Origin of the sequence: Chryseobacterium sp. (genome assembly GCF_019236175.1) — a bacterium.
Classification (GTDB): domain Bacteria; phylum Bacteroidota; class Bacteroidia; order Flavobacteriales; family Weeksellaceae; genus Chryseobacterium.
In genome coordinates this window covers 388,215-412,474 of the sequence record NZ_JAFAJM010000014.1, presented here as the reverse complement: position 1 = coordinate 412,474, position 24,260 = coordinate 388,215, and the positions used below count along the sequence as shown (strand labels likewise).

Genomic DNA, 24,260 nt, shown 5'->3' with positions numbered 1-24,260 from the left:
TTTATTATGCTTATTCAATATTTTTATGATAAATATCAATCTTATTATTTATTTAGAATACTTAAAAATAATATATTTGCATAAAATTTGACTTTCATGAAAAATGTACTGGTCTGTGCGTCATTATTAGGTTCTATCTTAATGTCGGCACAGGAGAAAGATTCCACCAAATCTAATCATATTGAAGAAATTGTAGTCAACGGGAAATATTATAAGAAATATGTAGAAAAACAGGGGTCATCTTCTCTTCGCCTGGATGAAGCACTTATAAAAATACCACAGAACATTTCGATTATTACCAACAAAGCATTAGAAGATCAGCAAGTCACAACTTTAAGCGACGGTGTTCTAAGAAACGTAGCGGGAGCTCAGAGACTTGAACACTGGGGAGACATGTATACGAGAGTAAATATGAGAGGATCCAGAGCGGCAGCATTTATGAACGGCGTAAATGTTACTTCCAACTGGGGACCTTTAAGTGAGGATATGAGCTATGTGGATCATATTGAATTTATCAAAGGTCCGTCAGGATTTTTAATGTCAAACGGAGAGCCAAGCGGAATCTATAATATTGTAACCAAGAAGCCTACCGGGAATGCCCTTAACGGAACTGCAAGAGTTACGCTTGGAAGTTTCAATATGTACCGGGGAGAAACGGATATCGATACAAAAATTACAGATAAAGTGGCATTCAGACTGAATCTGATGGCTCAAAACAAAAAAAGTTTCAGAGACAACGAATTCAACGACAGATATATTATTAACCCATCGTTAAAAATTAATCTTACTGACAATACTACCTTAACGGCTGAATATATCTTTCAGAAGGCTAAAATGACTGAAGTAGGCTCAGCTTATGTATTCAGTGCAGATGGTTATGCTACAAAACCTGTTGAATACAGCATCACGGACCCGAGTATTGATCCTACAAGAGTTACCAATAATACTATTAATTTAAACTTACAGCATAAGTTTAATGAAAACTGGAAACTGACCTCTCAGCTTACTTATGTTAATGAATATACCTTAGGAAGTGATATCTGGCCGACAAAATTTGAAGGACAATATATGCTTCGTGGTCTGAATTACTGGGAAGCAAACAACGAAATGAAATTCGGACAGTTGTTCTTAAACGGGTATGTAAAAACCGGAGCTGTTTCTCATAAAATCTTAGCAGGTCTGGATCTGGGAAGTAAGAAGTATATTGCAGACTGGAACCAGAATTACAGTCTTGATAAAAACAATGAAAAAGGAGATAACGGAGCTCCTGATTACAGATACTGGTATAATGTAAATACCCGCAATTATGATATCAACGGAGGAAGCCCTTACAGCGGACCTAATGGTACTTATAAACCTTTTGACACCAGTAAGCCTCTTTCCGTAAGAGCCGGAGCCGGAGGTACCATCGACCAGAATTATACCGGGCTTTATTTACAGGATGAGCTGGGTTTCTTAGATGATGCATTAAGACTTACTTTGGCAGCCCGTTATACAACGGTAAAAGAAAATAATTATGGGACTCTTTCTGAAGCCAACAGAATTACTCCCCGTATAGGATTAAGTTATTCTATTGACAATAATACTTCTGCCTATGCTTTATATGATCAGTCATTCAATCCACAGGCAGGGTTATTCAGAGACGGAACAACGGCTAAACCTGTAACCGGAAGTAATGTAGAAGTTGGTTTTAAAAAAGACTGGTTTGCCGGAAAATGGAATACTACTCTATCATTGTATAGTATTAATAAAGACAATGCCATTACTGCAGATCCTTCAGATCCTACTTATAAATATTCTATTCTGCTTGGAAAAACAAGAGCACAGGGTGTGGAATTTGATCTGAAAGGAGAAGTTTTCAAAGGATTTAATGCCATATTTAACTATGCATTTACTGAAAACAAATTCACAGAAACTACCCCTACAGCTAATAAAGGAGACAAAGTTCCGGGATATGCAAAACATACACTGAACGGATGGTTAAATTATACCTTTACAGTGGGTGAGCTTACAGGTTTTGGGCTAAGCTTCGGAGGAACTTATATGGGAGACAGAAGCAGCTGGGATTGGGGAAGCACCAATACCTTACAAATGGGAGATTATGTAAAATTTGATGCAGGGGCTTCCTGGGAAAATTCAAAATTCAGAGTCAACCTGAACGTATTTAATGTCTTCAACAGATATTTATATTCAGGAACACCCTATGCAGGATATTACTATTATCAGGCAGATGCGCCAAGAAATTTCAGAATATCAATAGGATATAAATTTTAATACTAAATAAAGGTTAACCCCGATTGGGGTTAACTTTTTATTATGAGAAAAAAACATCACCCTAAAAAAAAGGTTTCTTCCACGAAGAAATGGTCTGCCAAACTGCATTTGTGGTTTGGTTTGTCCGTTGGTATTATTATTTTTATAATCTCTCTTACAGGGACTTTATATATTTTTAAGGATGAGGTACAGAATAGTCTGCGAAGGGAGGCTATTTATGTAAAAAAAGAAGATGCCGGAAAGAAGGCCCTGCCACTTAATCTGCTTCGTGAAAAGGTATCATTGGAATTTAATGAAAAATATCCTCTAAGCTCGGTAGAAATCCCTTTGGACAAAGGTAAATCTTATAGATTTCTTTACTATGAAAAAAGTAAAAAAGGCTGGAATTATTTCCAGCAGGTCCTGATCAACAAACAGGTATATGTTAATCAGTATACCGGTGAGATCCTTGCCGCCTATGATGAAAAGTATGATGTATTTAATATCCTGAAGTACATCCACTGGGGGCTTTTGCTCAACTCAGAATGGGGTCCTTATGTGACAGGAATTCCTACCGTATTGTTTATCATTATGCTGATTACCGGAATTATTTTATGGTGGCCTAAAAATAAAAATGCGAGAAAAGGACGGTTCTGGTTCAACTGGGAAAATGTAAAAAACTGGAAACGAAAAAACTATGACCTTCATAATGTATTAGGATTCTATGCCTCATTTATTGCCTTAGTGATGAGTGTAACGGGGATTTATTTTGCTTATCCGTATGTAAAAAATACTTTTAACTTTGCTATTTCAGGGTATTGGGAGGCTCCCAAAGAAAAAGAAATCAAGTCCACTGATTCACTGATGACAAAAAACGAAGCCGTTTTTGATCTTGCAGCAGCACAGACTCAAAAACGATATGCCGGATCATCAAGCTTCAGAATTACACTCAACGGAAAGAACAAAAAAGGAAAAGAATTAAAGAATCTTCCGGTTACCATCTACGGAAAGGAAGGGCGGTTTAGTGAAAGAAACCTTCTGACATTCGACAAATACTCAGGAAAACTGCTGGCTGAGAAACCTCATCAGAAACTGAGCGCCGCCGAAAAATACGCCAATGCCAATTATGATATCCATACCGGATCCTATTTCGGACTCTTCGGAAAGATCATTTGGTTTATCGCAGGTCTTATCTGCACATCGCTCCCGGTCACCGGATTCCTGGTCTGGTGGGGAAAAAGAAAGAAACAAGGAAAGAAAATATAATGAAAAAAGTGCTTTTATCAACAGCCTGTCTGGGAACCATTATGGTTTCTGCACAGGTCAAAGATACTTTACAAACCAGAAATGTTGAAGAAGTTGTGATGACCGCTTCCAGAAAAAAGGAAAATATTAAGGAAGTTCCCAGCTCTATTACCATTGTTGCTGAAAAACAGATTCAGTCTCAGTTGACTGTTAATTCTGATATTACCAGCATCCTTCAGTATACCGTTCCGAGTTTGGGAACAAACTCCGGCCAAACCTCCAATACCGGACAGACTTTAAGAGGCCGCCAGGTGCTTGTTCTGATTGATGGTATTCCACAATCTACTCCACTCCGAAACGGAGCAAGGGATTTAAGAGTGATTGATCCTTCTGCCATCGAAAGAATTGAAGTGATCAAAGGAGCTTCATCAATTTATGGAAATGGTGCAGACGGTGGAATTATCAATTATATCACGAAAAGAAGCAAAACCGATAAAAAAATCTCCGGAATATCTCAAATCGGATTTACAGGACAACCCTATGGAGGAACGTTGGGCGTGAGAGCAAGCCAGCTTTTGTCCGGAAAAGTCAATAAGTTCGACTATACCCTTTCTTTAGCTTATGAAAGAACGGGCTATATGAAAGATGCTGATGGCGTCATGCTAAGCCCTACATACAGTACCGCAAAAATGGACAATTACAACGGCATGTTGAAATTAGGATATGAGATCAATGACAATCAAAGAATTGAAGCATCCTATATCGGTTATTCTTCTCGATCTGATCTCAATTTAGGGTTAAAAACAGGAAAATACGGGATTACGCCTACTATAGGGGAAGGATTGGGAAAAAGCCTGGAAACCACTCCTCAGGGAACTCCCAAAAATCATAACATCAGGGTAAGTTATGATAATAAAAATTTATTTGCCGGAACATCTTTGAATATTAACCTTTACTATCAGGATTTTAAAACCGTATACGGATATAGTGACACTTTTTTCAACGGTGGCCAATCCAATGTTATTTCAAAAAAGGCCGGTGCCCGATTTAATTTTGATACCCAATTATGGAATGCTCCAAATTCTCAGGGAGAAATTATCTACGGAGCGGATATCCTGAATGACCAGACCGTTCAAAAACTGGAAGACGGCCGTTTCTGGACTCCTAATATGAGTATGACCAATATTGCTCCTTTCTTACTGGCAAAAATTGATCTTTTTAAAAAAATAACGATTAAAGGAGGACTTCGATATGAAAACATCAAAGTAAATGTAGACGACTTCAATACCCTTTCAGTCATTAAAAACGACGGAACATTCACCAAAAGCATTCCTGTTGCAGGAGGAAAATTAAATTATAATGCCTTGGTAGGAAACATCGGACTGCGTTATAATATAGAACCTTATATCAATCTGTTTGCCAGTTTCTCACAAGCCTACTCTATCAATGAACTGGGGAGAATTTTAAGAACCTCAACTTCTGAAACGATTAAGAACCTTGAAACCAAGCCCATCATTGTTAATAATTATGAATTGGGAGCAACAGGACAGCTTTCCAATTGGCTGAATTATGAGCTGACTTCTTATGTAAGTACTTCCAAACTGGGAGCTACTTTTGTTCAGAGTGCAGACAGAGCCCTGACCATTCAGAGAGCTCCTGAAGTTATTTACGGAGTGGAAGGATTCCTGCATTTTACACCTGTAAAATGGATTCAGTTCGGTGGAAGCTATAGCTGGATGGAAGGTATTACTTCACCAAATGATAATGGTGATTATTCTACAAAAATCAATAACAGCAGAATTTCAGCACCTAAAGTTCTTGCCTATGTTCAGGTAAAGCCAATCCGTCCCCTATCCGTGGGTCTGGATATGCTTCACTCCTTTAAACAGGATAGATTTGTCACTAATGCTAAAACAGGATTGTATGCTTATGGAGAGGGGTATGTACCTTCTTATACGATCTTTAATCTTAAATCCAGCTATGAGGTTAGCAACAACTGGAGACTATCATTAGGAATTGAAAATTTATTCAATACGACGTATCAGCCTTCCATTTCATGGTGGTCAGCAAGAGACAGTGATTTTATCAATGCATTGGGAATGAGAGGAACGTTCATGATTGAATATAAATTTTAATTAATCTAAATAAAAAGTAAAGACTATCTTTGTCCTACTTTTAGCTGCGATATGAAGAAAAAGCATCATCATAAAAATAAACCCGGATTTTTTAAAAAATGGTCTTCCAAACTGCATTTATGGTTCGGATTAGGAATCGGGTTTCTGATCTTTATTATTTCCATTACGGGAGCCTTATATGTTTTTAAGGATGAAGTAGAAAATCTTACCCGAAAAGATGTGATCTACCATCATGAGGAGAATATCGGACAGAAGCAGATTCTTCCTATCCGGGTGATGGAAAAGGCAGTTGCGGATCAGGTAAAGGAAAAATATCCCGTTCACTGGGTTAATGTTCCGATTGACAAGAAAATGTCTTACATGTTTTTCTGGTACGAGCATAATACAAAAGGCTGGAATTATTTTGATGAATTTCCCGTTTATAAACAGGCTTACGTAAATCCTTATACAGGAAAGGTCCTGAGAGTTTATGATGAAAAAAACGGGTTTTTCAATATCGTAAAAATGATCCACTGGAGTTTCCTTTTAAAACAGGACTGGGGCACCTATGTAGTAGGAATACCGGTCATAATATTTATCATGATGCTTATCACGGGAATTGTTTTATGGTGGCCTAAAAATAAAGCAGCCAGAAAACAGCGTTTCTCTTTCAAATGGAAAAATATTAAAAGCTGGAAAAGAAAGAACTATGATCTTCATAATATCTTAGGTTTTTATGCTTCTATTTTTGCTTTAATTTTCTCTGTTACAGGATTATTTTATGCATTCTTTGTAGTTCAGGCTATGATCTATGTAATCTTTTCCGGAGGAGAGACCCAGTATCCGGACTTTTCTCATATTAAAACAAAAGCACCCATTGAATTAAGAACAGAAGGAACACTGGATAAGATTATTACCACCGTAAAAACAAAGTATCCGGATTCTTATGGCTTTGCGATAGATCTTGGTCATGAACACATGGATGATCATGAACATCCGAATTTCGAGGTATATGTAAAACACCTTTCATATTCTTATCATAAAAGCAGCAGCCTGATCTTCGATGAAAATTCGGGAGAGCTTCTTCATACCCATGATCCTAAAGACAAAAATTTTGGAGAAAAGGTAGTCAATGCCAATTATGATATCCATGTAGGGGCAATTTTAGGTCTTCCGACTAAAATTATTGCTTTTGTCGTAAGCCTTATCTGTGCCTCACTTCCGGTCACCGGCTTTATGATCTGGTGGGGAAGAAGAAAGAAAAAACCAATAAAAACGGTTTAAAACTATAAATAATACAGAGTTCATAATCCATTAATACAATCTTTTTTATAATTTTAGCCTCAAGAATTTAATAATAGAAATGTCATTAATAGATTTATCAAAACAAGTGGCTCTTGGAGTTGACATCGGAGGAACCAATACGAAATTCGGAATTGTAAACCACCGTGGAGAAGTTCTGGATAAAGGAAATCTTAGAACTGATGCTTATGACAAAGTGGAAGATTTCATCGATGCTCTATATGAACATGTTTATCCAATGATGGAAAAACATGGTACTGAAAAGCATTTCGACGGAATAGGCGTAGGTGCACCGAATGCCAACTACTATAAAGGAACGATTGAGCTGGCACCCAATCTTCCATGGAAAGGTGTCATCCCTTTTGCTGAGCTTATGACTGCAAAATTTAATTTACCCTGTACCGTTACCAATGATGCCAATGCGGCAGCTTTAGGAGAGATGCTTTTCGGAGCAGCAAGGGGAATGAAGGATTTTATCATGATTACTCTGGGAACAGGTGTAGGAAGCGGAATTATTGCCAACGGAAGTCTGATCTACGGACATGACGGTTTCGCAGGAGAATTAGGCCATACCATTGTAAAGCCAGGCGGAAGAAAACACTGGAGCACCGGTTCTGAAGGAAGCCTGGAAGCCTATGCTTCAGCAACAGGCATTACCATCACTGCCAAGAAAATGAGAGCAGAATTCCCTGAGTCTATGTTAAATCAGTATCCTGAAGATGAGGTGAATTCTAAAACAGTTTATGAATGTGCTTTAAAAGAAGATCCTATTGCTATTGAAGTATTCAGATATACGGGACAGAAATTGGGTGAGGCATTAGCCAATTTCGTCATGTTTTCTTCCCCGGAAGCTATTCTTTTATTCGGCGGAGTTATTAAGGCTGGTGATTTTATTCTAAAGCCGGCAAAACTTCATATGGAAAGAAATCTTCTTCCGATCTTCAGAAATAAAGTAAAACTGGTATTCAGTGAACTTGACGAAGCAGATGCTGCCATTCTTGGAGCAAGCGCCTTGGTGTGGGAAAAATAACGGTTTCATCTACAATATATAAAAGCTATCTCACCCGAAGGTAGCTTTTTTCTTTTCCTATATTGCCTTCATAGAAACTCATCTAAAAAGATAAACGACGACTCCATTTAATTTCTATTATCATTCGTATTATCTATGAAAACAATTCATTTGATTCATATCGGAATCCATTAAGTTTTTCTTACTTTTGATCAGCTTTTTCAGTCTTCTGTATGAAAGAAAGGAAAGGTCATTTTAAAATAAAACAATTACCTAAAGATGGACAACAATAATTTAGAAAAGATCGTTTTCGGGGGCGGGTGCTTCTGGTGTGTAGAGAGTTGTTTCAATATGCTGAAAGGAGTGACGTCTGCTATCTCAGGATATTCCGGAGGGCATAAAGAAAACCCTACGTATGAAGAAGTATGTACAGGAGAAACTGATCATGCTGAAGTTGTAGAGATCACTTATAATCCGGCCGTAATTTCATATGAGCAATTAATGGATGTATTCTTTTTCCTTCATGACCCTACCCAATTAAACAGACAGGGAAATGATATCGGAACCCAATACCGATCTGTAATTTTCTATAAAGACGGAGCTGAAAAACAAAAAGCAGAAGAAGCCTTAAAAATTTCCCAGAAATCGGGAAGGTGGGCCGGAGCCTATGTTACGGAACTTGCTCCTTTCGAGAAATTCTGGCCGGCAGAACAATATCATCAGGGATATTATAACGAAAACCCTACACAACCTTACTGCAGTGCTGTAGTAGGTCCTAAAATCCAGAAATTTAAAAAACATTTCGGAGAGCTGGAAATGCTGAATGCAGATTAAAAACAAAGCGGAGAGAAATCTTCGCTTTTTTTATTCCTCAACCTGAACCGGCTGACCCGCATATTTCTCAATAATATAAGGGGTTGAAGATCTCAGTTCCTTCCCTGTATCCGGGTCTACTCCATCCATCGTAAAAAATTCAACATTTCCGTTAAACTTGGAATACCACGTTCTTCCCATAGCGTTTTCTACCGTCAGCGTATCTTTCCGTGTTATTCTTTTAAAGTATCTCATTTGGACCGTATCCCTGGGAGTAAGACTAAGTAAAGGATTTTTATCTTCACAATCCGCCAGTTTATATTCACTTTTATCCCAGTACATACAGCCTTTATCAGCTTCCGGAGCCCCAAAAAAACCCAATGCCATAGTATTCGTATTCTTTGCCTTCGTCTTCGGCCAGCTATAATTCCCGACCAACATACTTCCGATAAGAAGAATCCCTGCAATTCCCAATCCGTTTTGCTTGACAAATTCCGGCAGTTTAAAATGCTGTTCATTGGTAATATTGATGATGATCTTGGATAACTTTTCTGATAAGGATTCATCATCCTCATCTACGCTTATTTTTACCGTTGTTTTATTAGCTTTTTCATCTTCTTTGATGAACGTGTTGGAAAAATCAAAAAAATCTTTAAATCCAACATACTGGCTCAATTTATTAAGAGTATCCGGATCAACATTTATTTCTTTTTTCATTCCCAGTACAAAAGCATCATAATACCTGCTAAACGTCTTTTCGTCAAAATAAATTTTAAAGGATTCAAGATGAACCTTTAAATAAAGAGCTAAGCCACTTTTAGATGTTTTTCCGGATTCTTTCTTTGCTTGCTCGAATACCTCATTGATTAATAGTTTTCTCTTGGACATAATTAGTTTTTAAAGGCAATTACAAAATAGATGATTTTATACCGTGTCGCATTACGGGTTCCCGTAGCGAAATCCTGTCCATTCTTGTCCATCGATGTCCATATTTTGTCTAACACTCACTTTCCTTTCTTCACCATCTTTGCCATATCAAAATCAGTGATAAACAAATAATTAAACCAAAAGACAAAAACAAATTTACAAAAACTGATTTTAAAATTGCCAGATAAAACGGAGGAAAACTCCGGGTTGGGAAGCAGATGTTTCTCCTCCGTTTTTGAAGGTTCACTTCCCAAAAAAATTTAGAAGCGCTTCAAATTTTAAATGTGTACAGCCTGGAATAAATAATTCTCAGGAGGAAGAAAAACAACCAAAAACTTCAAAAATTTTACGGAAATGATACAATTTTTTATGATGCTAATTTTAGCACTTACAAATAATAACGGAAATACAACAACAGCATGTCAGAACAATGACCCGAAACATATTATAACATTTAGTGCCAGTGGCGACCCGGGAGAAGGACTAGATCCGGGAGATACCAGCGGTGAAAACGGGCAGACCCCGCCAAGAAAATAATATCCAAATAAGCGAAAACTGAGTTTTCGCTTATTTTTTTTTAAATTTAGGGTTAAATCTAATTCCATTGAAAATAAAAGCCTTCGTATTCATCTTATTCGTTTTTTTCATCTCATCATGCTCAAAGGAAAGAGACACTTCTAATAATTTTTATTACGATAAAGCATTCGACTTTAAAGATACAGGAAATGAAGATAGTGCCTATGTTTATTTCTACAGAGCCAAAGACCTGTTTTCCCAAAAGAAGGACAGTATTGGCATTGGAAAAAGCTTAATTAATCTTGCTATTATTTCAACACAAAAGGGCGATAATCTGGGAGGACAGGAAACGTCTCTGGAAGCAACTAAATATTTTAATGAAAATAATGAACAGGATTATGCATATATAAAATCAAATTATAACAATCTCGGAATCTCCAGTTATAATTTGAAACAATATTATGAGGCCATAAAATTCTATAACCTTGCTATAAAATTTTCAGGTAATTCCAGTGAAAAAAATATTTATTTAAATAATAAAGCCAATGTCCTAAAACAACTAAAACAATATAAAGAAGCCATAAAAATCTATGAGAGTATATACCAGCAGTCACAAAAGGGCTCTCCAAAAGAACTGGCCAGAGTCATGACCAATCTTGCCAGAGTAAAATGGCTAGACAATCCTTCATATAATCCAGAGCCTGAATTATTAAAAGCCTTGAATATCCGTATCCAGACAAATGATAAAGAAGGTCTTATTGTAAATTATCTTTATTTATCTGATTATTATACAAAAACAGATCCCGGCAAATCTTTAATGTATGCAAAAGAAATGTTTGAGACTGCAAGGTTGATCAAAAACCCTGATGATCAGGCAGAGGCATTGCAAAAGCTGATCAATTTAGATCCTGACCATCGCTTAGCTTACTTCAATCAATATCATACACTTACAGACAGCCTCCAAACTTCCCGGAATAAGGCAAAAAATCAATTTGCTCTCATCAGATTCGGAGCTGAAAAACTGAGAACTGAAAATGCTCAAAAAGAAACCCAGATCTTAAAGCAAAACATAGGTCTCGGAGCTTTAGGAATCTGCCTGATCGCGGGATTTGTTTTGTATCAAAGAAGACAGCGTATTTTACAGCAGGAAAAAGAACTCGAGGTAAAAAATACCCAGCTCAAAATGTCGAAAAAAGTACATGATGTAGTAGCCAACGGGATCTATCAGGTCATGACCAAGATTGAAAACCAGGAAAACTTTGATAAAGAAGAAGCGCTGGACGAACTGGAATTCGTATACGAAAAGTCAAGAGACATCTCTTATGAAAAAACAGATACAAAATATACCCTGGAATTCGATAAAAAAATATCTGAGCTTGTCGGTTCTTTCAACAACGATGAGGTCAAAACCTATCTTGCAGGAAACAGTCCTGAAATCTGGGAACAGCTCAATGATTCTGCAAGAGGAGAAATCTATCAGATCATTCGTGAGCTGCTTGTTAATATGAAAAAACACAGCCGGGCCAGTATTGTTTCTTTAAGATTTGAAAGAACAAACAACACCATAAAAATTTATTATAAAGATAACGGGATAGGCATTTCGGGAGACCTCATCCAAAAAAACGGCCTTACAAATACGGGTTCCCGTATTGAAACCATCGATGGAGAAATTACTTTTGACACTAAAACCGAAAAAGGATTGAAAATCAATATTTCATTCCCTGTTATCTAAAAAAATTAAAAAGAATGTTCAAAAAAATTTTAATCGCCGAAGACCACGAAAGTATAAATTTCTCAGTACAGAAGACACTGGAAGAACTTCATATACCCAATGTAGATTATGTATACTATTGTGACGATGCCCTTGCTAAAATACAAAAAGCACTCCGTGAAGAGGATCCTTATGATTTATTGATTACTGATCTTTATTATGAAGAAGATCATCATCATCAAAAAATAAAAGACGGAAAAGAGCTCATCCTTAATGCAAGGGAAATGCAACCGGCATTGAAAGTAATTGTCTTTTCTGCCGAACACAAATCCGGAGTTATCGATTCTCTTTTTAATGAATCTAAAATCAACGGGTATGTCCGAAAGGCCAGAAATGACTCCAAGGAACTGAAAAGATCCATCGCCTCGGTATATATTAACAAAGACTATTTGTCAACAGATCTCAAGCAGGAAGTCAAAAAGCTGAACAGCTATGAATTCACAGCCTATGATATTACATTGGTAACCCTTCTATCAAAAGGAGTTTTACAAAAAAACATTCCGAATTATCTTCAGGAAAATGATATAAAACCTTACAGTTTAAGCAGTGTAGAGAAAAAACTGAACAGTTTAAAAGAAGACCTGGAAGTCTCCAGCAATGAACATCTCGTTGCTTTTTGTAAAGATATCGGGATTATTTAAAATAAATCTTTTACAACTTATATAAAAACCTCTCCAAAAGTGGAGAGGTTTTTTGTTTTTACGGTTTCCCGTAAGGATTGGCTTTGAAAGGGTTATAATTTTGGACTGTTAATCAAACAATAATTATGGGAAAATTTATTATCAGTCGAAGAATTAATAATGAATATCAGTTTAATCAAAAAGCAGGCAATAGAGAAATCATTGGCAAAAGTCAGTTGTACAGTCCAAAAACTGCTATGGAAAACGGAATTGCTTCTGTGAAAAATAAAGCATTGGATGCAGAAATAATCGACACAACTCTTTAAAATAAAAAATAATGGACCTTAAAATAAAATTAGAACAGTTACACCAAAAAGTTGTTGGTTTAAAAGACCAGATCAGCACAGAAGAAGCAACAAAAAATGCTTTTGTAATGCCTTTTATACAAATCTTAGGTTATGATATTTTCAATCCCACGGAAGTAGTTCCGGAATACATTTGTGATATTGGAACAAAGAAGGGAGAAAAGGTTGACTATGTAATTAAAAATAACAATGAGCCTATTTTTATTATTGAGTGTAAACATTGGAAAGAAAGTGCAGATGCCCATAATTCACAACTTCACAGGTATTTTCATGTTTCCAAAACAAAATTTGGTGTGTTAACCAATGGTATTGTATATAACTTTTATACAGATCTTGAAAAACCTAATGTAATGGATGAAAAGCCATTTTTTACCATCAATATCGAGGACATTAAAGAAAGCTCTATTAAAATTCTTGAAAGCTTTACAAAAAAAGACTATAACCTTGAGAATATTCTGGATTCGGCAGAAGCCTTAAAATATATCAAAGCTATAAGAAAGGAATTTGAAAAAGAAATAGAAACGCCTTCTGATGAGATTGTAAAACTATTGGTCAGCAGATTTTTTGAAAAACCTATTACTGCAAACAGACTGGTTTCTTTTAAAGAATATACTAAAAAGGCACTCACCACTTCCATCAATGAATCTATAAGTTTCAGACTTAAATCTGCCTTAAGCATTAATGAGAGAATTGAAAAACAGGACGAGGATATTAAGCCTCCTCAACTTATCGATGATAACAACGACTCTAAAATTGTGACCACAGAAGAAGAACTTGAAGGATTCCAGATCGTAAAAGCCATAATGAGAGAGAAAATTCCGTCAACACGTATTGCTTACAGAGACACGCTCTCCTATTTTGGAATTCTATTGGATGATAATAACAGGAAACCATTATGCAGACTTCATTTCAATACAGCCAACAAGTATATTGAAACATTCCATAACGGAAAGGATTCCGGTGAAAAGGTCTTATTAAACAGTCTTGATGAAATATATAATTTCAGAAACGAACTCCATAAAACATTAGAAAACTACAACTAAACCATGAAAATATTCATCTCTATATTTATTATATGTTTTGGAACGTTCGTTTCTGATCCTTTTTCATTCATAACACCTGAAGGAAAAGACCATCACGGCGGGAGATGTACCGGATCTGCTTATTGTACGGCATGCTCCAGCTGTTCAAGATGTGGGCATTGCTCCGGCGGAGGTACCTGCGGTGTATGTAAAGGCAGCTTTTCAGGAACAAAGGCTTCTTCTAAACGTTCTTCTTCAAAAAAGTCAGGGTCTAAAGAATTATCAGAGTCCGGTTATCTTAAATCTGACACCAAAAGAAACTCTAAAATACCAAGAGCTTCTATTGATGATTTAGCAGTTACCATTCCTGCTAACAATATTGTCCTTTCAAATCGTACCGTAACTGTTTTTGAAAAACCCTCTTTTCAATCAAGAACAATTGAAATTATTCCAAAGAATACTCCAATGATTAGTATTTTAAAAAATGGCTCATGGTATAAAGTAAAAGTTCAAAAATCCGGAAAAACAGGATATATAACCAGCAACGATATCAGTAATCTAAACACAAAATAATATGAACTTAAAACAATTTTTAAACGAGGAACAAGACCCGAAAGCTGTTGAGAAACTTTTGGAAAAAATCAATAGTCTTCTGACATCCCAGGAGAGCGTAGAATATATTGCAGTCCAGAAAAAACCGGCAATGAATTTCTCTCCGGACTGCATTGCTCTTACCAACAGACGAATTATTTTCTGCAGACCTAAAAATTTCGGATTTTCAATGGATTTTCAGGATTATAGTTGGGTAGATGTAGCAGATTGTCATATCAAGGAAGGAATTCTTGGAGCAACCTTCATCATGAAGACCGTAAGAAACAATACTTATATGATGGACTATCTTCCTAAAGCCCAAGCCAGAAAACTTTATCAATACGCTCAAGAAATTGAAGAACAGATGAGGGGACTAAGAAGAGAAAAAGAACTGGAAACAAGGAGAGCTTCAGCAGGAGGAGTCACAGTAAATAATGCAACACCGGTTTTTACACATCCACAACAGGTTCAACAATCACATAACCCAATGCTTATAGAAAATGAAGATCCTTTTGCTCTTTTGCAGAAATTAAAAGGATTAATGGAAAATGGCATTATTTCCGCAGAAGAATTTGAAGGAAAAAAGAACGAAATTTTATCAAGGGTTTAAAGTATGAAGTCAAAATTTACTGCGGTTATACTCGCACTGTTTTTAGGAGGCCTGGGTATTCATAGATTTTATTTGGGACAAAACATAAAAGGAATTCTTTATTTGGTATTTTGCTGGACGTTCATTCCTTCGTTAATTGCATTTTGTGATTTTCTGGCTTTTATAATAATGTCCGAAGAACGTTTTAATTATAAATATAACCTTCAATCCGGATTATAAAGTATAACACCAATCTGCTCCCTATCTGATAGTTTTGTGATTCTCGAAAAACACACTCCATATATAACCATGAAAAAAGGTATCCTTTACGGGGGATACCTTTTATTTTATTTTCTGATCATTTCCGTATGCGGAATATCATCTTCAAGATATTTGTTTCCGGTATCTTCAAAACCGAAGCCGGCATAGAATTTTAGAAGATAATCCTGTGCGGAGATTCTGATTTCAGAAGTATGAAAACGGTTTTCTATTGTTTCCACCGCATATTGTATCAATAATTTCCCAAGACTCTTTCCTCTCGCCTGTTCAGTCGTTAAAACCCTTCCTATAGACGTTTCATCATATTTTATTCCTTTATCAAAAACACGGCAGTAAGCCATTACCTGTCCGTTTTCTTCTGCCCAGATGTGAACAGCCTTCTGATCATAATTATCCAGATCAGGGTACGGACAGTTCTGTTCAATAACGAAAACATCAATACGGGCTTTCAATACCGCATACAGCTCGAAAACGGTAAATTCATCAAAGGTTTTGATTCTCCAGATTATGCTACTCATCAAAACTTACATTATTATGTATCAAAAAGTCATTGGTCTTTTCAATAAAGTTCAGAATTTCATCTCCCCCCTCTTTCTTCTCTGCTGAAGTCACATATAATTCAGGAAGATCTTCCCAAGTTTTATGCATTTCCAGTTTATAATCTTCAACATTTTTGATGACGGCATTGGGCTTCAGTTTATCTGCCTTTGTAAACACAATAGAAAACGGCACACCGCTTTCTCCACACCACTGCATAAAATCAAGATCTATAGCCTGAGGTTTGTGTCTTATATCTACCAACACAAAAAGATTAACAAGATTTCTTCTGTTCAAAATATAATTGGTGATCAGTTTTTCAAAATCTTTACGCTGTACTTTTGAAACCTTTGCATATCCATACCCGGGCAAATCGGTAAGATACCAGTTTTCATTCACCAAAAAATGATTGATCAACTGAGTTTTTCCGGGAGTCTGTGACGTTTTTGCCAGATCCTTATGATTCATCATTGCATTGATCAATGATGATTTTCCTACATTAGATCTTCCGATAAAAGCGTATTCCGGAATCGTAGGTTCAGGACATTCCTGCCATTTTCCGCTGCTCTTTACAAACGCTGCTGTCTTAATAATCATTTTGAATATATTTTAGAAAAACAAACCATTAAGAAAAGCTCTTAATGGTCATTAGTTATTTATTTTAAACTTTATCTTTTATCCAGTTGTACAGGATTTCATTAAATTCATCCGGCTTTTCCATCATCGCTGCATGGCCGCAATGGTCAATCCAGAACAAATCTGAATTAGGAATAAATTTATGCATATCCTCCGCTACTTCCGGTGGAGTCACATTATCCTGCTTCCCCCAGATCAGACACGTTGGCGTCAGAATCTTAGGCAAATCATTCAACATATTGTGTTTGATGGCACTTCTTGCCAACATGACGGTCTTTATTCCTTTCATTCGGTCATTTACCACTCCGAAAACCTCGTCTACAAGATCTTCTGTTGCAATTTTCGGATCATAAAAAACTTCTTCCGTTTTCTTTCTTATATAAGAACGGTCATTTTTTCTTGGAAAACTGTCTCCGAATGTTCTTTCATATAATCCTGAACTCCCTGTTAAAACAAGATTTTTTACCAAATCCGGTCTTGCCAGTGTTAAGATAAGCCCTACATGACCTCCCATTGAGTTTCCTACAATGCTTACAGGCCCATCAATATGGCTCTCTATGAACTTGATAATATATTTTGCAATAGTGGTAAGATTGGTATTGAGTACCGGCAGATCATAGATGGGAAGCTGAGGTACATATACCTTAAATCCTCTGTCTGAAAAAAAATCTACCATTTTATCGAAATTACTCAAACCACCCATTAACCCGTGCAACAGCACCAATGGATGTCCTTCTCCCGCCTCTACATAGGAATATTTCTTTTCTTTTTTTGTACTAAATATCATAAAACGCTTTAATGAAGCCCTGCAAAAATACAAATTAAACCTCAAAAATATTTTGATTATCCTAATTTAAGATAAAAATAATATAATATTCCTCTTTTTAACTTTTTTTTTCAAAACAGCTTTATTATGGCCTAAATAGCAGTTTTTACAACCGCTTTCATATCAGTTGTTTACGCGCTTGAAATTCAATCTTTAATAAAACTTATTAACATTGAGTCAAAAAGTGGGAAAAAGTGGGAAATTTTGGAAATTATTATATAAATTTGTCCCAAATGAAAAGTTTCATTGGGACATATGAGTGTAAAATTGACGACAAAGGCCGCTTAAAAGTTCCTTCATCTTTAATCAAACAGATGGAAAACTTCGACGATAAGGCGTTTGTAGTCAAAAGATCCGTGTTCCAACCTTGCCTGGAAGTTTATCCGATGAATGCATGGGACAAACTAATGGGCAAAATTAATAAACTGAACAGATTCATAAAAAAGAATGCTGATTTCATACGAATGTTTACGGCAGGAGTAAAAACAGTAGAATTGGATAATGCAGGAAGACTGCAGATTTCAAAAGACCTGACCCATTTCGCAAATCTTCAGAAAGATATTGTGGTGACCAGTGCAGGAGAACTTTTTGAAATTTGGGATAAAGAAGCCTATGAGAAGGTTATTTCCACCAATGAAGCTGATTTTGCCAACCTGGCCGAAGATGTGATGGGCTCTTTCGATGAAGAATAAATGTTGCGGTTATTAATATTTTTTTGAATAAAACACAATTAAGCATGTATCATAACCCCGTTTTGTTGAAGCAGAGTGTCGATGATTTGGTGACGAATCCTGACGGAATATACGTGGACTGCACCTTTGGAGGCGGAGGCCACTCAAGGGAAATTCTGAGCAGACTTTCTGATAAAGGAAGACTATTCAGTTTTGACCAGGATCTGGACGCCCTTAAAAATACAATTGATGATCCGAGATTTACATTAGTCAATCAAAACTTCAGATTTCTGGAAAACTCCCTTTTAATGTATGGAGCACCTCAGGTTGACGGAATTTTGGCAGACTTGGGGGTTTCATCCCATCAGTTTGATGAAGCAGACAGAGGGTTTTCTACAAGAAGCAATGCGCCCTTGGATATGAGAATGAATGTCATGCAGAATCTGGATGCGAAAAGAGTGATCAATGAATATGAGGAGGAAGAGCTTGCTGATCTTTTCTATCATTACGGAGAATTAAGAGAAGCGAGGAAACTGGCAAGAGAAATTGTGCATCACAGAAAAACAAAGAGCATAGAAACTACGGAAGATCTGAAAAAATTATTCAGCTATATTCCACCTCATAAGGTTAATAAATTCTATGCACAGCTTTTTCAGGCAATAAGAATAGAAGTAAACCAGGAACTTGAGGTATTGAAAGAAATGCTTGTTCAGGCTTATAATGTTTTAAAACCGGAAGGAAGGCTGGTTGTTATTTCTTACCATTCTCTGGAAGACCGCCTGGTCAAAAGATTTCTTAAAAACGGAATGTTTGAAGGAGAACCGGAAAGAGATATCTACGGAAATTATAAAAAAGCATTTGAACTGCTTAAGAGTAAAGCCATCATCCCGGATGACAGGGAAATTGAAGAAAACTCCAGAGCAAGAAGTGCAAAAATGAGAACAGGAATAAAAATTTAAAGGGTATACGATTATTGATAAATGATATGAACTGTCAGCCATCAATAGTTAACCACCGAAAATAAATTGGCAAAGAGAACAACAAATCGCCCACAGAAAAGACTCACTTTTATAGATATTATAAAAGGAAACTTTCTGAATCGTGATGAGATCAAAATACATTATAAGTATTTCCTCCTGTTGTTTATCTTAATGATGGCCATGATTTACAGTAATCATCTCGTCAACAAGAAGATTAAAATTGTAAATGCTTTAAAAGAAGAAACGGAAGAATATAAATCGAGAAATGCTTATGCCCAGAGTAAGCTGATCAAAGTAAAAATGGAATCGGAACTGGGGAAAGAAGTTGCAAGGGATTCTTTAATGACCCTCGAAAATCATCCTCATAAATTGCTAATAAAACTGGATAGTACAGATGCAAAAGCAAAATGAATACGACAATAAACGTAAAAAAACGTTACGATGGGGCTACCTCTTTGCAGTGGTAGCTTTGTGCGTGTTTGTCATGTTCTTGGCAAGGATTGTCATCCTTCAAAACACCAATGTCCAGGAAATAAAAGACGATTACATCAATAAAAATTATCGTGAAGCTACCTTAAAAGCAGCCCGCGGTAACCTTTTTGCTTCTGACGGATCTATTTTAGCAACCACCGTAATGCGCTACGATATTTATCTTGATTTCAAAACAATGAAAGATACGGTCTATAGCAACAATATCGGCGCATTAACAGACTCTTTGAGTAAAATGTTCGGAAAACCAAGAAGTGAATTCAGACAAAAGTTTGACGAGCAAAAGAAAAAGAAAAACCAATACTATACTTTAGTAAAAGGACTTGATTTTGACCAATACGACAGAATCAGAAAATTCCCGATCTTCAAAAGAGGTAAAAACAAAGGTGGATTCATCGTTGACCGAAATTATAAGAGAGAGCTTGCTACTTCGGAAATCGGTGCCGGAACGATCGGAATAGACAACGGAGAGCTTAAATCAGGACTTGAGGGGGCTTTTTCAAAATATTTAACAGGAACTGACGGAAAAAGATTAGAACAAAGAATCAATTCCTCTCAATGGAAACCGATTGACTTCTGGAAAGTACAGGAACCTATAGACGGAGAAGATGTTTATACAACCTTAGATCTCAGAATTCAGGATATTGCACACTCCGCATTAGAGAAGCAGCTGATCAATTTTGAAGCGAAGCACGGAACCGTGATCGTTATGGAGGTAGAAACAGGAAAGGTCCGTGCTCTTGTCAACTTAAGAAGAACAGAATCAGGAGATTATGAAGACTCTTACAACTATGCCCTGAAAGATAATATCGAACCTGGTTCTACCTTTAAAACCATCTCTCTTTTGGCCGCAATGGATGACGGATTTATTGATGAAAACACAACCGTAAATGTAGGAAACGGAGTCTGGGTATACGCAAAACAAAGAATTTCAGACGGACACGGAGGCGGAACCTATGACATCAGTGATGTTCTGGCCAAATCAAGCAATGTGGGAACAGCTAAACTGATTACAAAGTATTATGCAGAAAAACCGCAGATTTTCCTCGATCATTTGAAACGCTGGAAACTGTTCGATAAAATGGATATTGAACTTCCGGGGATCACAAAACCGAAAATCTTAACGCCACAAAATAAAAGATGGAATGCAGCGACACTGGCTTCTATTTCATTCGGGTATTCGTCCAATGTTAACCTGCTTCAGCTAACAACTTTCTATAACGGGGTTGCCAATGGCGGTAAAATGCTTAAACCTCTGTTTATCGATAAAATCATGAAAGACGGAAAGGTAATGTATAAAGCAAAGCCGGAAGTAATGGTTAATAAAATGGCTTCGGAAAAGGCCATTAAAATGATGACAAATGCCCTGACAAAAGCGGTTGAAAAAGGAACCGGACGAAGTATTTTTACTCCCAATCTTAAAATGGCAGGAAAAACAGGAACGGCAAGATTTGAATACTGGCTTCCCGGTCCTATGAAGTACAGAGCTTCTTTCGCAGGATTCTATCCGGCGGATGCACCCAAATATACATGTTATGTAATGGTGAGCGAGCCCAATACATCCATCGGATTTTACGGAGGCCCCGTAGCCGCACCGGTGTTTAAAGAAATTGCAGGAAAAACATTCCTGAAAACCCCTCAGAATATTGAAAAAGAAATGCTGGTAGACAAAAAGGTAAACCTGAACAAAATGGTTGAGCCTAATGTTAAAATAGCAGTCAATGATAAACAAATGCCCAATGTTGTAGGATTAATCGGTAAAAACGTAATCCCCCAACTGGAAAATTTAGGATACCGTGTTGACTATAAGGGAGTCGGAAGAATTAAAGAACAATTCCCGTTAGAAGGCACAACAATCAGTAAGAACCAGAGAATTTATTTATCTCTGCAAAATTAGAAAACAGCCCGAAAGGACAATTTAAAACAAGATAGGGTAAAACCCTGTTGATAAAAATGACAGTAACAGAATTAGTAAACAGAATCCCGGTAATAGAGATCCACGGTGACAGTCACCGTGAGATTGCTGAGTTGGTATTCGACAGCAGAAAAATTACAGAGAACTCTCTTTACGTTGCTATGAGAGGAACAGTTGTGGATGGTCACTCATTCATCACTTCCGCTATTGAAAAAGGGGCAACCGCTATCGTCTGCGAAGAATTTCCTGAAATATTGGCTGAAAATGTAACTTACGTAAAAGTAAAAGATTCATCTAAAGCCTTAGGTCATTTGGCCTCTAATTTCTTTGAAAATCCTTCTAAGAAATTAAAACTGATCGGCGTTACAGGAACTAATGGTAAGACTTCGGTTTCAACCCTGCTTTTCGATGTTTTCAGAAATCTGGGGTATGATGCGGCTTTACTTTCTACTGTTGAAATAAGAATCGGAGATGAAATTATTCCGGCGACTCATACCACTCCGGATGTCATTACCATCAACCGTATTTTATCAGAAGCTGTTGAAAAAGGATGCGAGTACGCATTCATGGAAGTAAGCTCTCACGGAATAGCCCAACACAGAATTGAAGGATTACATTTCAAAGTGGCAGGTTTCACGAATCTTACTCATGACCATTTAGATTACCATAAAACTTTCGAAGAATACTTAAAAACGAAAAAAAGATTCTTTGACGAGCTGGAAGATACCGCAATTGCCATTACCAATATCGATGACAAAAACGGAAATGTAATGCTTCAGAATACAAAGGCTAAGAAGAAGTCTTATGCTTTGAAAACTATGGCAGACTACCATGGAAAACTTTTAGAAGTTGATTTCAACGGTATGCTGCTGAATTTCAACGGAAAAGAATTCTGGACCACACTAACGGGAAAATTCAATGTATATAACTTATTGCTTGTATTTGGTATTGCTGAAGAATTAGGCTTTGAACAGGACGAAATCCTTCAGGCAATCAGTAAGCTAAAAAGAGTTTCCGGAAGATTTGAAACATTCAAATCAGATGGAGGAATTTTCTTTATCGTAGATTATGCCCACACTCCGGATGCTTTAGAAAATATCCTGGACAGCATCAACGATATCAGAACAAAAAATGAACGATTAATAACCGTTTTCGGATGCGGAGGAGACAGAGATCACTCTAAAAGACCCGAAATGGGAAATATTGCCACTAAAAAATCAACACTGGCAATCATCACGTCAGATAATCCAAGAACAGAAGACCCCGCGCAAATCATCAAAGAGATTGAAGCGGGAGTGGAACCTCAGAACTTCAGCAAATACACTTCAATTCCGGACAGAAAAGAAGCCATTAAGATGGCCATTAAGTTTGCTGAACCTAAAGATATTGTTTTGGTAGCCGGAAAAGGACACGAAACATATCAGGAGATAAATGGTGTAAAACACCATTTTGATGACAAAGAAGTAATTAATGAGCTTTGGAAATTAATGTCCAAATAAATTAAATTAAAAAAGAAACATGCTATACTATCTATACGAATATCTGACCAACCATGGAATCCACGTTCCGGGATTAGGATTGCTAAAATACATTTCCTTCCGCGCCGGAATGGCAGTACTTTTCTCACTGATTATTGCTCTTGTCTACGGAAAAAGAGTCATCAACTACCTGAGAGCAAAGCAAATGGGTGAATTGGTGCGTGACCTTGGACTGGATGGCCAAAAACAAAAAGAAGGAACTCCTACTATGGGGGGACTTATCATTATTCTGGCAACCCTTATTCCTGTAGTATTATTTACAAGAATTACCAATGTATATATCGTTTTGTTGTTGGTTTCAATGCTATGGATGGGAGCGATTGGATTTCTCGATGATTACTTAAAAAAGATTAAGAAAAATAAAGACGGACTTAGCGGAAAATTCAAAGTAGTCGGTCAGGTGGGATTAGGATTAATTGTCGGAGTTACCATGTATTTTCATCCTGACATTACCGTAAAAAGAAAATATGCAGATGCAAAAGTTGTGAACAGAAACAATGTAGAGCAAAATTTTATGCCTACTGAAAAAATCACAGTTTCTACCGTTCCTTTTGCAAAGAACAATGAGTTTGATTACAGTGGAATTCTGTTTTGGATGAATGACAAAGACGCCCATGAATGGGCATGGATCGTCTTTATCCCTATCGTTATTTTCATCGTAACAGCCGTTTCAAACGGAGCGAATATTACTGATGGAATTGATGGTCTTGCAGCAGGTACCAGTACCGTGATCCTCCTCACCCTTGCCCTTTTCGCCTATCTTTCAGGGAACATCATTTTTGCAGATTATCTCAACATTATGTTCCTTCCTAATATGGGAGAAACCACCATTTTTGCAGTGGCAATGGTAGGAGCTGTAATCGGATTCTTCTGGTACAATACTTACCCTGCACAGGTTTTTATGGGAGATACAGGAAGTTTGATGCTTGGAGGAGTTATCGCCGTTCTCGCCATTATCTTAAGAAAAGAATTACTGATTCCCGTTCTGTGCGGAGTATTCCTGATTGAATTGCTTTCTGTCATTCTGCAGGTTTGGGTATTTAAATACAGAAAAAGAAAATACGGGCTTGAATATGCCCAAAACAATAGACTGTTCAAAATGTCACCATTACACCATCATTATCAGAAAGAAGGATTCCACGAAAGTAAAATCGTGAACAGAATGATTATCATCGGAGTAATACTGGCAATTGTTTGTCTGATCACCTTAAAAATGAGATAAAATTAAAAGCTGTAAGCAATAAGCTTAAAG

The 24,260-nt window shown here is 36.8% G+C and carries 23 protein-coding genes and 1 pseudogene; 20 read left to right on the top strand and 4 right to left on the bottom strand.

All coding sequences use genetic code 11. The annotated features are described in order from the left end of the window. Nucleotides 1-96 precede the first annotated feature (96 nt). From JO178_RS13010 to msrA, 6 genes and pseudogenes are all read left to right on the top strand, one after another. Nucleotides 97-2,274, top strand: a complete 2,178-nt coding sequence (locus JO178_RS13010; RefSeq protein ID WP_291936403.1) for a TonB-dependent siderophore receptor — start codon at nt 97-99, stop codon at nt 2,272-2,274. 42 nt (nt 2,275-2,316) lie between these two features. After that, complete coding sequence (locus JO178_RS13005; RefSeq protein WP_291936400.1) at nt 2,317-3,519, top strand: PepSY-associated TM helix domain-containing protein; 1,203 nt, start codon at nt 2,317-2,319, stop codon at nt 3,517-3,519. Beyond that, complete coding sequence (locus tag JO178_RS13000) at nt 3,519-5,633, top strand: TonB-dependent receptor (protein ID WP_291936397.1); 2,115 nt, start codon at nt 3,519-3,521, stop codon at nt 5,631-5,633. Before JO178_RS13005 ends, JO178_RS13000 begins: the two co-directional genes overlap by 1 nt. Before the next feature lie 51 nt (nt 5,634-5,684). Then, nucleotides 5,685-6,896: a PepSY-associated TM helix domain-containing protein gene (locus JO178_RS12995; protein ID WP_291936393.1), complete on the top strand. Its 1,212-nt coding sequence runs from the start codon at nt 5,685-5,687 to the stop codon at nt 6,894-6,896. 79 nt (nt 6,897-6,975) lie between these two features. Beyond that, nucleotides 6,976-7,944 (top strand): ROK family protein, encoded by a 969-nt coding sequence (locus JO178_RS12990; protein ID WP_291936390.1) that lies wholly within the window; start codon nt 6,976-6,978, stop codon nt 7,942-7,944. 208 nt (nt 7,945-8,152) lie between these two features. Next, a pseudogene (gene msrA / locus JO178_RS12985) lies at nt 8,153-8,757 on the top strand (peptide-methionine (S)-S-oxide reductase MsrA). Nucleotides 8,758-8,787: 30 nt separating this feature from the next. Here msrA and JO178_RS12980 read toward each other — a convergent pair. Further along, nucleotides 8,788-9,624 (bottom strand): hypothetical protein, encoded by an 837-nt coding sequence (locus tag JO178_RS12980; RefSeq protein ID WP_291936384.1) that lies wholly within the window; start codon nt 9,622-9,624, stop codon nt 8,788-8,790. A gap of 393 nt (nt 9,625-10,017) precedes the next feature. Here JO178_RS12980 and JO178_RS12975 point away from each other — a divergent pair, with 393 nt between their 5' ends. The 8 genes from JO178_RS12975 to JO178_RS12940 all read left to right on the top strand — a co-directional run bounded on the left by JO178_RS12975 (nt 10,018) and on the right by JO178_RS12940 (nt 15,377). Next, entirely contained in the window at nt 10,018-10,200 is a 183-nt protein-coding gene (locus JO178_RS12975; protein ID WP_291936381.1) for a hypothetical protein, read from the top strand. A 67-nt stretch (nt 10,201-10,267) separates the two neighbouring features. Next, a complete protein-coding gene (locus JO178_RS12970) occupies nt 10,268-11,911 on the top strand; it encodes a hypothetical protein (RefSeq protein ID WP_291936378.1) in 1,644 nt (547 codons plus the stop codon). A gap of 14 nt (nt 11,912-11,925) precedes the next feature. After that, nucleotides 11,926-12,591, top strand: a complete 666-nt coding sequence (locus JO178_RS12965) for a response regulator (protein ID WP_291936375.1) — start codon at nt 11,926-11,928, stop codon at nt 12,589-12,591. A gap of 125 nt (nt 12,592-12,716) precedes the next feature. After that, nucleotides 12,717-12,896, top strand: a complete 180-nt coding sequence (locus JO178_RS12960; RefSeq protein ID WP_291936372.1) for a YegP family protein — start codon at nt 12,717-12,719, stop codon at nt 12,894-12,896. Nucleotides 12,897-12,907: 11 nt separating this feature from the next. Continuing rightward, nucleotides 12,908-13,978 carry a type I restriction endonuclease gene (locus JO178_RS12955; RefSeq protein WP_291936369.1) on the top strand — a complete coding sequence of 357 codons (1,071 nt, stop codon included), beginning with the start codon at nt 12,908-12,910 and terminating at the stop codon, nt 13,976-13,978. 3 nt (nt 13,979-13,981) lie between these two features. Beyond that, nucleotides 13,982-14,530 carry a hypothetical protein gene (locus JO178_RS12950; RefSeq protein ID WP_291936366.1) on the top strand — a complete coding sequence of 183 codons (549 nt, stop codon included), beginning with the start codon at nt 13,982-13,984 and terminating at the stop codon, nt 14,528-14,530. A gap of 1 nt (nt 14,531) precedes the next feature. Then, nucleotides 14,532-15,158 (top strand): PH domain-containing protein, encoded by a 627-nt coding sequence (locus JO178_RS12945; RefSeq protein ID WP_291936364.1) that lies wholly within the window; start codon nt 14,532-14,534, stop codon nt 15,156-15,158. A gap of 3 nt (nt 15,159-15,161) precedes the next feature. Next, on the top strand, nt 15,162-15,377 hold the full coding sequence (locus tag JO178_RS12940; protein ID WP_291936361.1) for a TM2 domain-containing protein: 216 nt from the start codon (nt 15,162-15,164) through the stop codon (nt 15,375-15,377). Nucleotides 15,378-15,484: 107 nt separating this feature from the next. Here the strand turns inward: JO178_RS12940 and JO178_RS12935 are convergent, their stop codons facing one another. From JO178_RS12935 to JO178_RS12925, 3 genes are all read right to left on the bottom strand, one after another. Then, a complete protein-coding gene (locus tag JO178_RS12935) occupies nt 15,485-15,934 on the bottom strand; it encodes a GNAT family N-acetyltransferase (protein ID WP_291936359.1) in 450 nt (149 codons plus the stop codon). Next, nucleotides 15,927-16,550, bottom strand: a complete 624-nt coding sequence (yihA, locus tag JO178_RS12930; protein WP_291936355.1) for a ribosome biogenesis GTP-binding protein YihA/YsxC — start codon at nt 16,548-16,550, stop codon at nt 15,927-15,929. The genes JO178_RS12935 and yihA overlap by 8 nt, the downstream gene beginning before the upstream one ends. 64 nt (nt 16,551-16,614) lie before the next feature. Next, nucleotides 16,615-17,376 carry an alpha/beta hydrolase gene (locus tag JO178_RS12925; protein WP_291936353.1) on the bottom strand — a complete coding sequence of 254 codons (762 nt, stop codon included), beginning with the start codon at nt 17,374-17,376 and terminating at the stop codon, nt 16,615-16,617. 272 nt (nt 17,377-17,648) lie between these two features. Here JO178_RS12925 and mraZ point away from each other — a divergent pair, with 272 nt between their 5' ends. From mraZ to mraY, 6 genes are all read left to right on the top strand, one after another. Next, nucleotides 17,649-18,107 carry a division/cell wall cluster transcriptional repressor MraZ gene (mraZ, locus tag JO178_RS12920; RefSeq protein ID WP_291936351.1) on the top strand — a complete coding sequence of 153 codons (459 nt, stop codon included), beginning with the start codon at nt 17,649-17,651 and terminating at the stop codon, nt 18,105-18,107. A 44-nt stretch (nt 18,108-18,151) separates the two neighbouring features. Further along, nucleotides 18,152-19,045, top strand: a complete 894-nt coding sequence (rsmH, locus tag JO178_RS12915; protein WP_291936348.1) for a 16S rRNA (cytosine(1402)-N(4))-methyltransferase RsmH — start codon at nt 18,152-18,154, stop codon at nt 19,043-19,045. 66 nt (nt 19,046-19,111) lie between these two features. Then, on the top strand, nt 19,112-19,477 hold the full coding sequence (locus JO178_RS12910; protein WP_027372881.1) for an FtsL-like putative cell division protein: 366 nt from the start codon (nt 19,112-19,114) through the stop codon (nt 19,475-19,477). Further along, the gene (locus JO178_RS12905; protein ID WP_291936334.1) at nt 19,461-21,452 is read left to right on the top strand and encodes a penicillin-binding transpeptidase domain-containing protein; all 1,992 of its coding nucleotides are present in this window, start codon (nt 19,461-19,463) and stop codon (nt 21,450-21,452) included. Before JO178_RS12910 ends, JO178_RS12905 begins: the two co-directional genes overlap by 17 nt. Nucleotides 21,453-21,508: 56 nt before the next feature. Continuing rightward, nucleotides 21,509-22,969 (top strand): UDP-N-acetylmuramoyl-L-alanyl-D-glutamate--2,6-diaminopimelate ligase, encoded by a 1,461-nt coding sequence (locus JO178_RS12900; protein ID WP_291936331.1) that lies wholly within the window; start codon nt 21,509-21,511, stop codon nt 22,967-22,969. Between the two features lie 19 nt (nt 22,970-22,988). Continuing rightward, nucleotides 22,989-24,230, top strand: coding sequence for a phospho-N-acetylmuramoyl-pentapeptide-transferase (gene mraY / locus JO178_RS12895; RefSeq protein ID WP_291936328.1), 1,242 nt, complete (start codon nt 22,989-22,991; stop codon nt 24,228-24,230). Nucleotides 24,231-24,260 lie beyond the last annotated feature (30 nt).

Excerpts from the sequence above, each read along its gene's own strand:
- JO178_RS13010 (WP_291936403.1), top strand. The coding sequence starts at position 97 with ATGAAAAATGTACTGGTCTGTGCGTCATTATTAGGTTCTATCTTAATG.
- JO178_RS13005 (WP_291936400.1), top strand. The coding sequence starts at position 2,317 with ATGAGAAAAAAACATCACCCTAAAAAAAAGGTTTCTTCCACGAAGAAA.
- JO178_RS13000 (WP_291936397.1), top strand. The coding sequence starts at position 3,519 with ATGAAAAAAGTGCTTTTATCAACAGCCTGTCTGGGAACCATTATGGTT.
- JO178_RS12995 (WP_291936393.1), top strand. The coding sequence starts at position 5,685 with ATGAAGAAAAAGCATCATCATAAAAATAAACCCGGATTTTTTAAAAAA.
- JO178_RS12990 (WP_291936390.1), top strand. The coding sequence starts at position 6,976 with ATGTCATTAATAGATTTATCAAAACAAGTGGCTCTTGGAGTTGACATC.
- JO178_RS12980 (WP_291936384.1), bottom strand. The coding sequence starts at position 9,624 with ATGTCCAAGAGAAAACTATTAATCAATGAGGTATTCGAGCAAGCAAAG.
- JO178_RS12975 (WP_291936381.1), top strand. The coding sequence starts at position 10,018 with ATGATACAATTTTTTATGATGCTAATTTTAGCACTTACAAATAATAAC.
- JO178_RS12965 (WP_291936375.1), top strand. The coding sequence starts at position 11,926 with ATGTTCAAAAAAATTTTAATCGCCGAAGACCACGAAAGTATAAATTTC.
- JO178_RS12960 (WP_291936372.1), top strand. The coding sequence starts at position 12,717 with ATGGGAAAATTTATTATCAGTCGAAGAATTAATAATGAATATCAGTTT.
- JO178_RS12955 (WP_291936369.1), top strand. The coding sequence starts at position 12,908 with ATGGACCTTAAAATAAAATTAGAACAGTTACACCAAAAAGTTGTTGGT.
- JO178_RS12950 (WP_291936366.1), top strand. The coding sequence starts at position 13,982 with ATGAAAATATTCATCTCTATATTTATTATATGTTTTGGAACGTTCGTT.
- JO178_RS12945 (WP_291936364.1), top strand. The coding sequence starts at position 14,532 with ATGAACTTAAAACAATTTTTAAACGAGGAACAAGACCCGAAAGCTGTT.
- JO178_RS12940 (WP_291936361.1), top strand. The coding sequence starts at position 15,162 with ATGAAGTCAAAATTTACTGCGGTTATACTCGCACTGTTTTTAGGAGGC.
- JO178_RS12935 (WP_291936359.1), bottom strand. The coding sequence starts at position 15,934 with ATGAGTAGCATAATCTGGAGAATCAAAACCTTTGATGAATTTACCGTT.
- yihA (WP_291936355.1), bottom strand. The coding sequence starts at position 16,550 with ATGATTATTAAGACAGCAGCGTTTGTAAAGAGCAGCGGAAAATGGCAG.
- JO178_RS12925 (WP_291936353.1), bottom strand. The coding sequence starts at position 17,376 with ATGATATTTAGTACAAAAAAAGAAAAGAAATATTCCTATGTAGAGGCG.
- mraZ (WP_291936351.1), top strand. The coding sequence starts at position 17,649 with ATGAAAAGTTTCATTGGGACATATGAGTGTAAAATTGACGACAAAGGC.
- rsmH (WP_291936348.1), top strand. The coding sequence starts at position 18,152 with ATGTATCATAACCCCGTTTTGTTGAAGCAGAGTGTCGATGATTTGGTG.
- JO178_RS12905 (WP_291936334.1), top strand. The coding sequence starts at position 19,461 with ATGCAAAAGCAAAATGAATACGACAATAAACGTAAAAAAACGTTACGA.
- JO178_RS12900 (WP_291936331.1), top strand. The coding sequence starts at position 21,509 with ATGACAGTAACAGAATTAGTAAACAGAATCCCGGTAATAGAGATCCAC.
- mraY (WP_291936328.1), top strand. The coding sequence starts at position 22,989 with ATGCTATACTATCTATACGAATATCTGACCAACCATGGAATCCACGTT.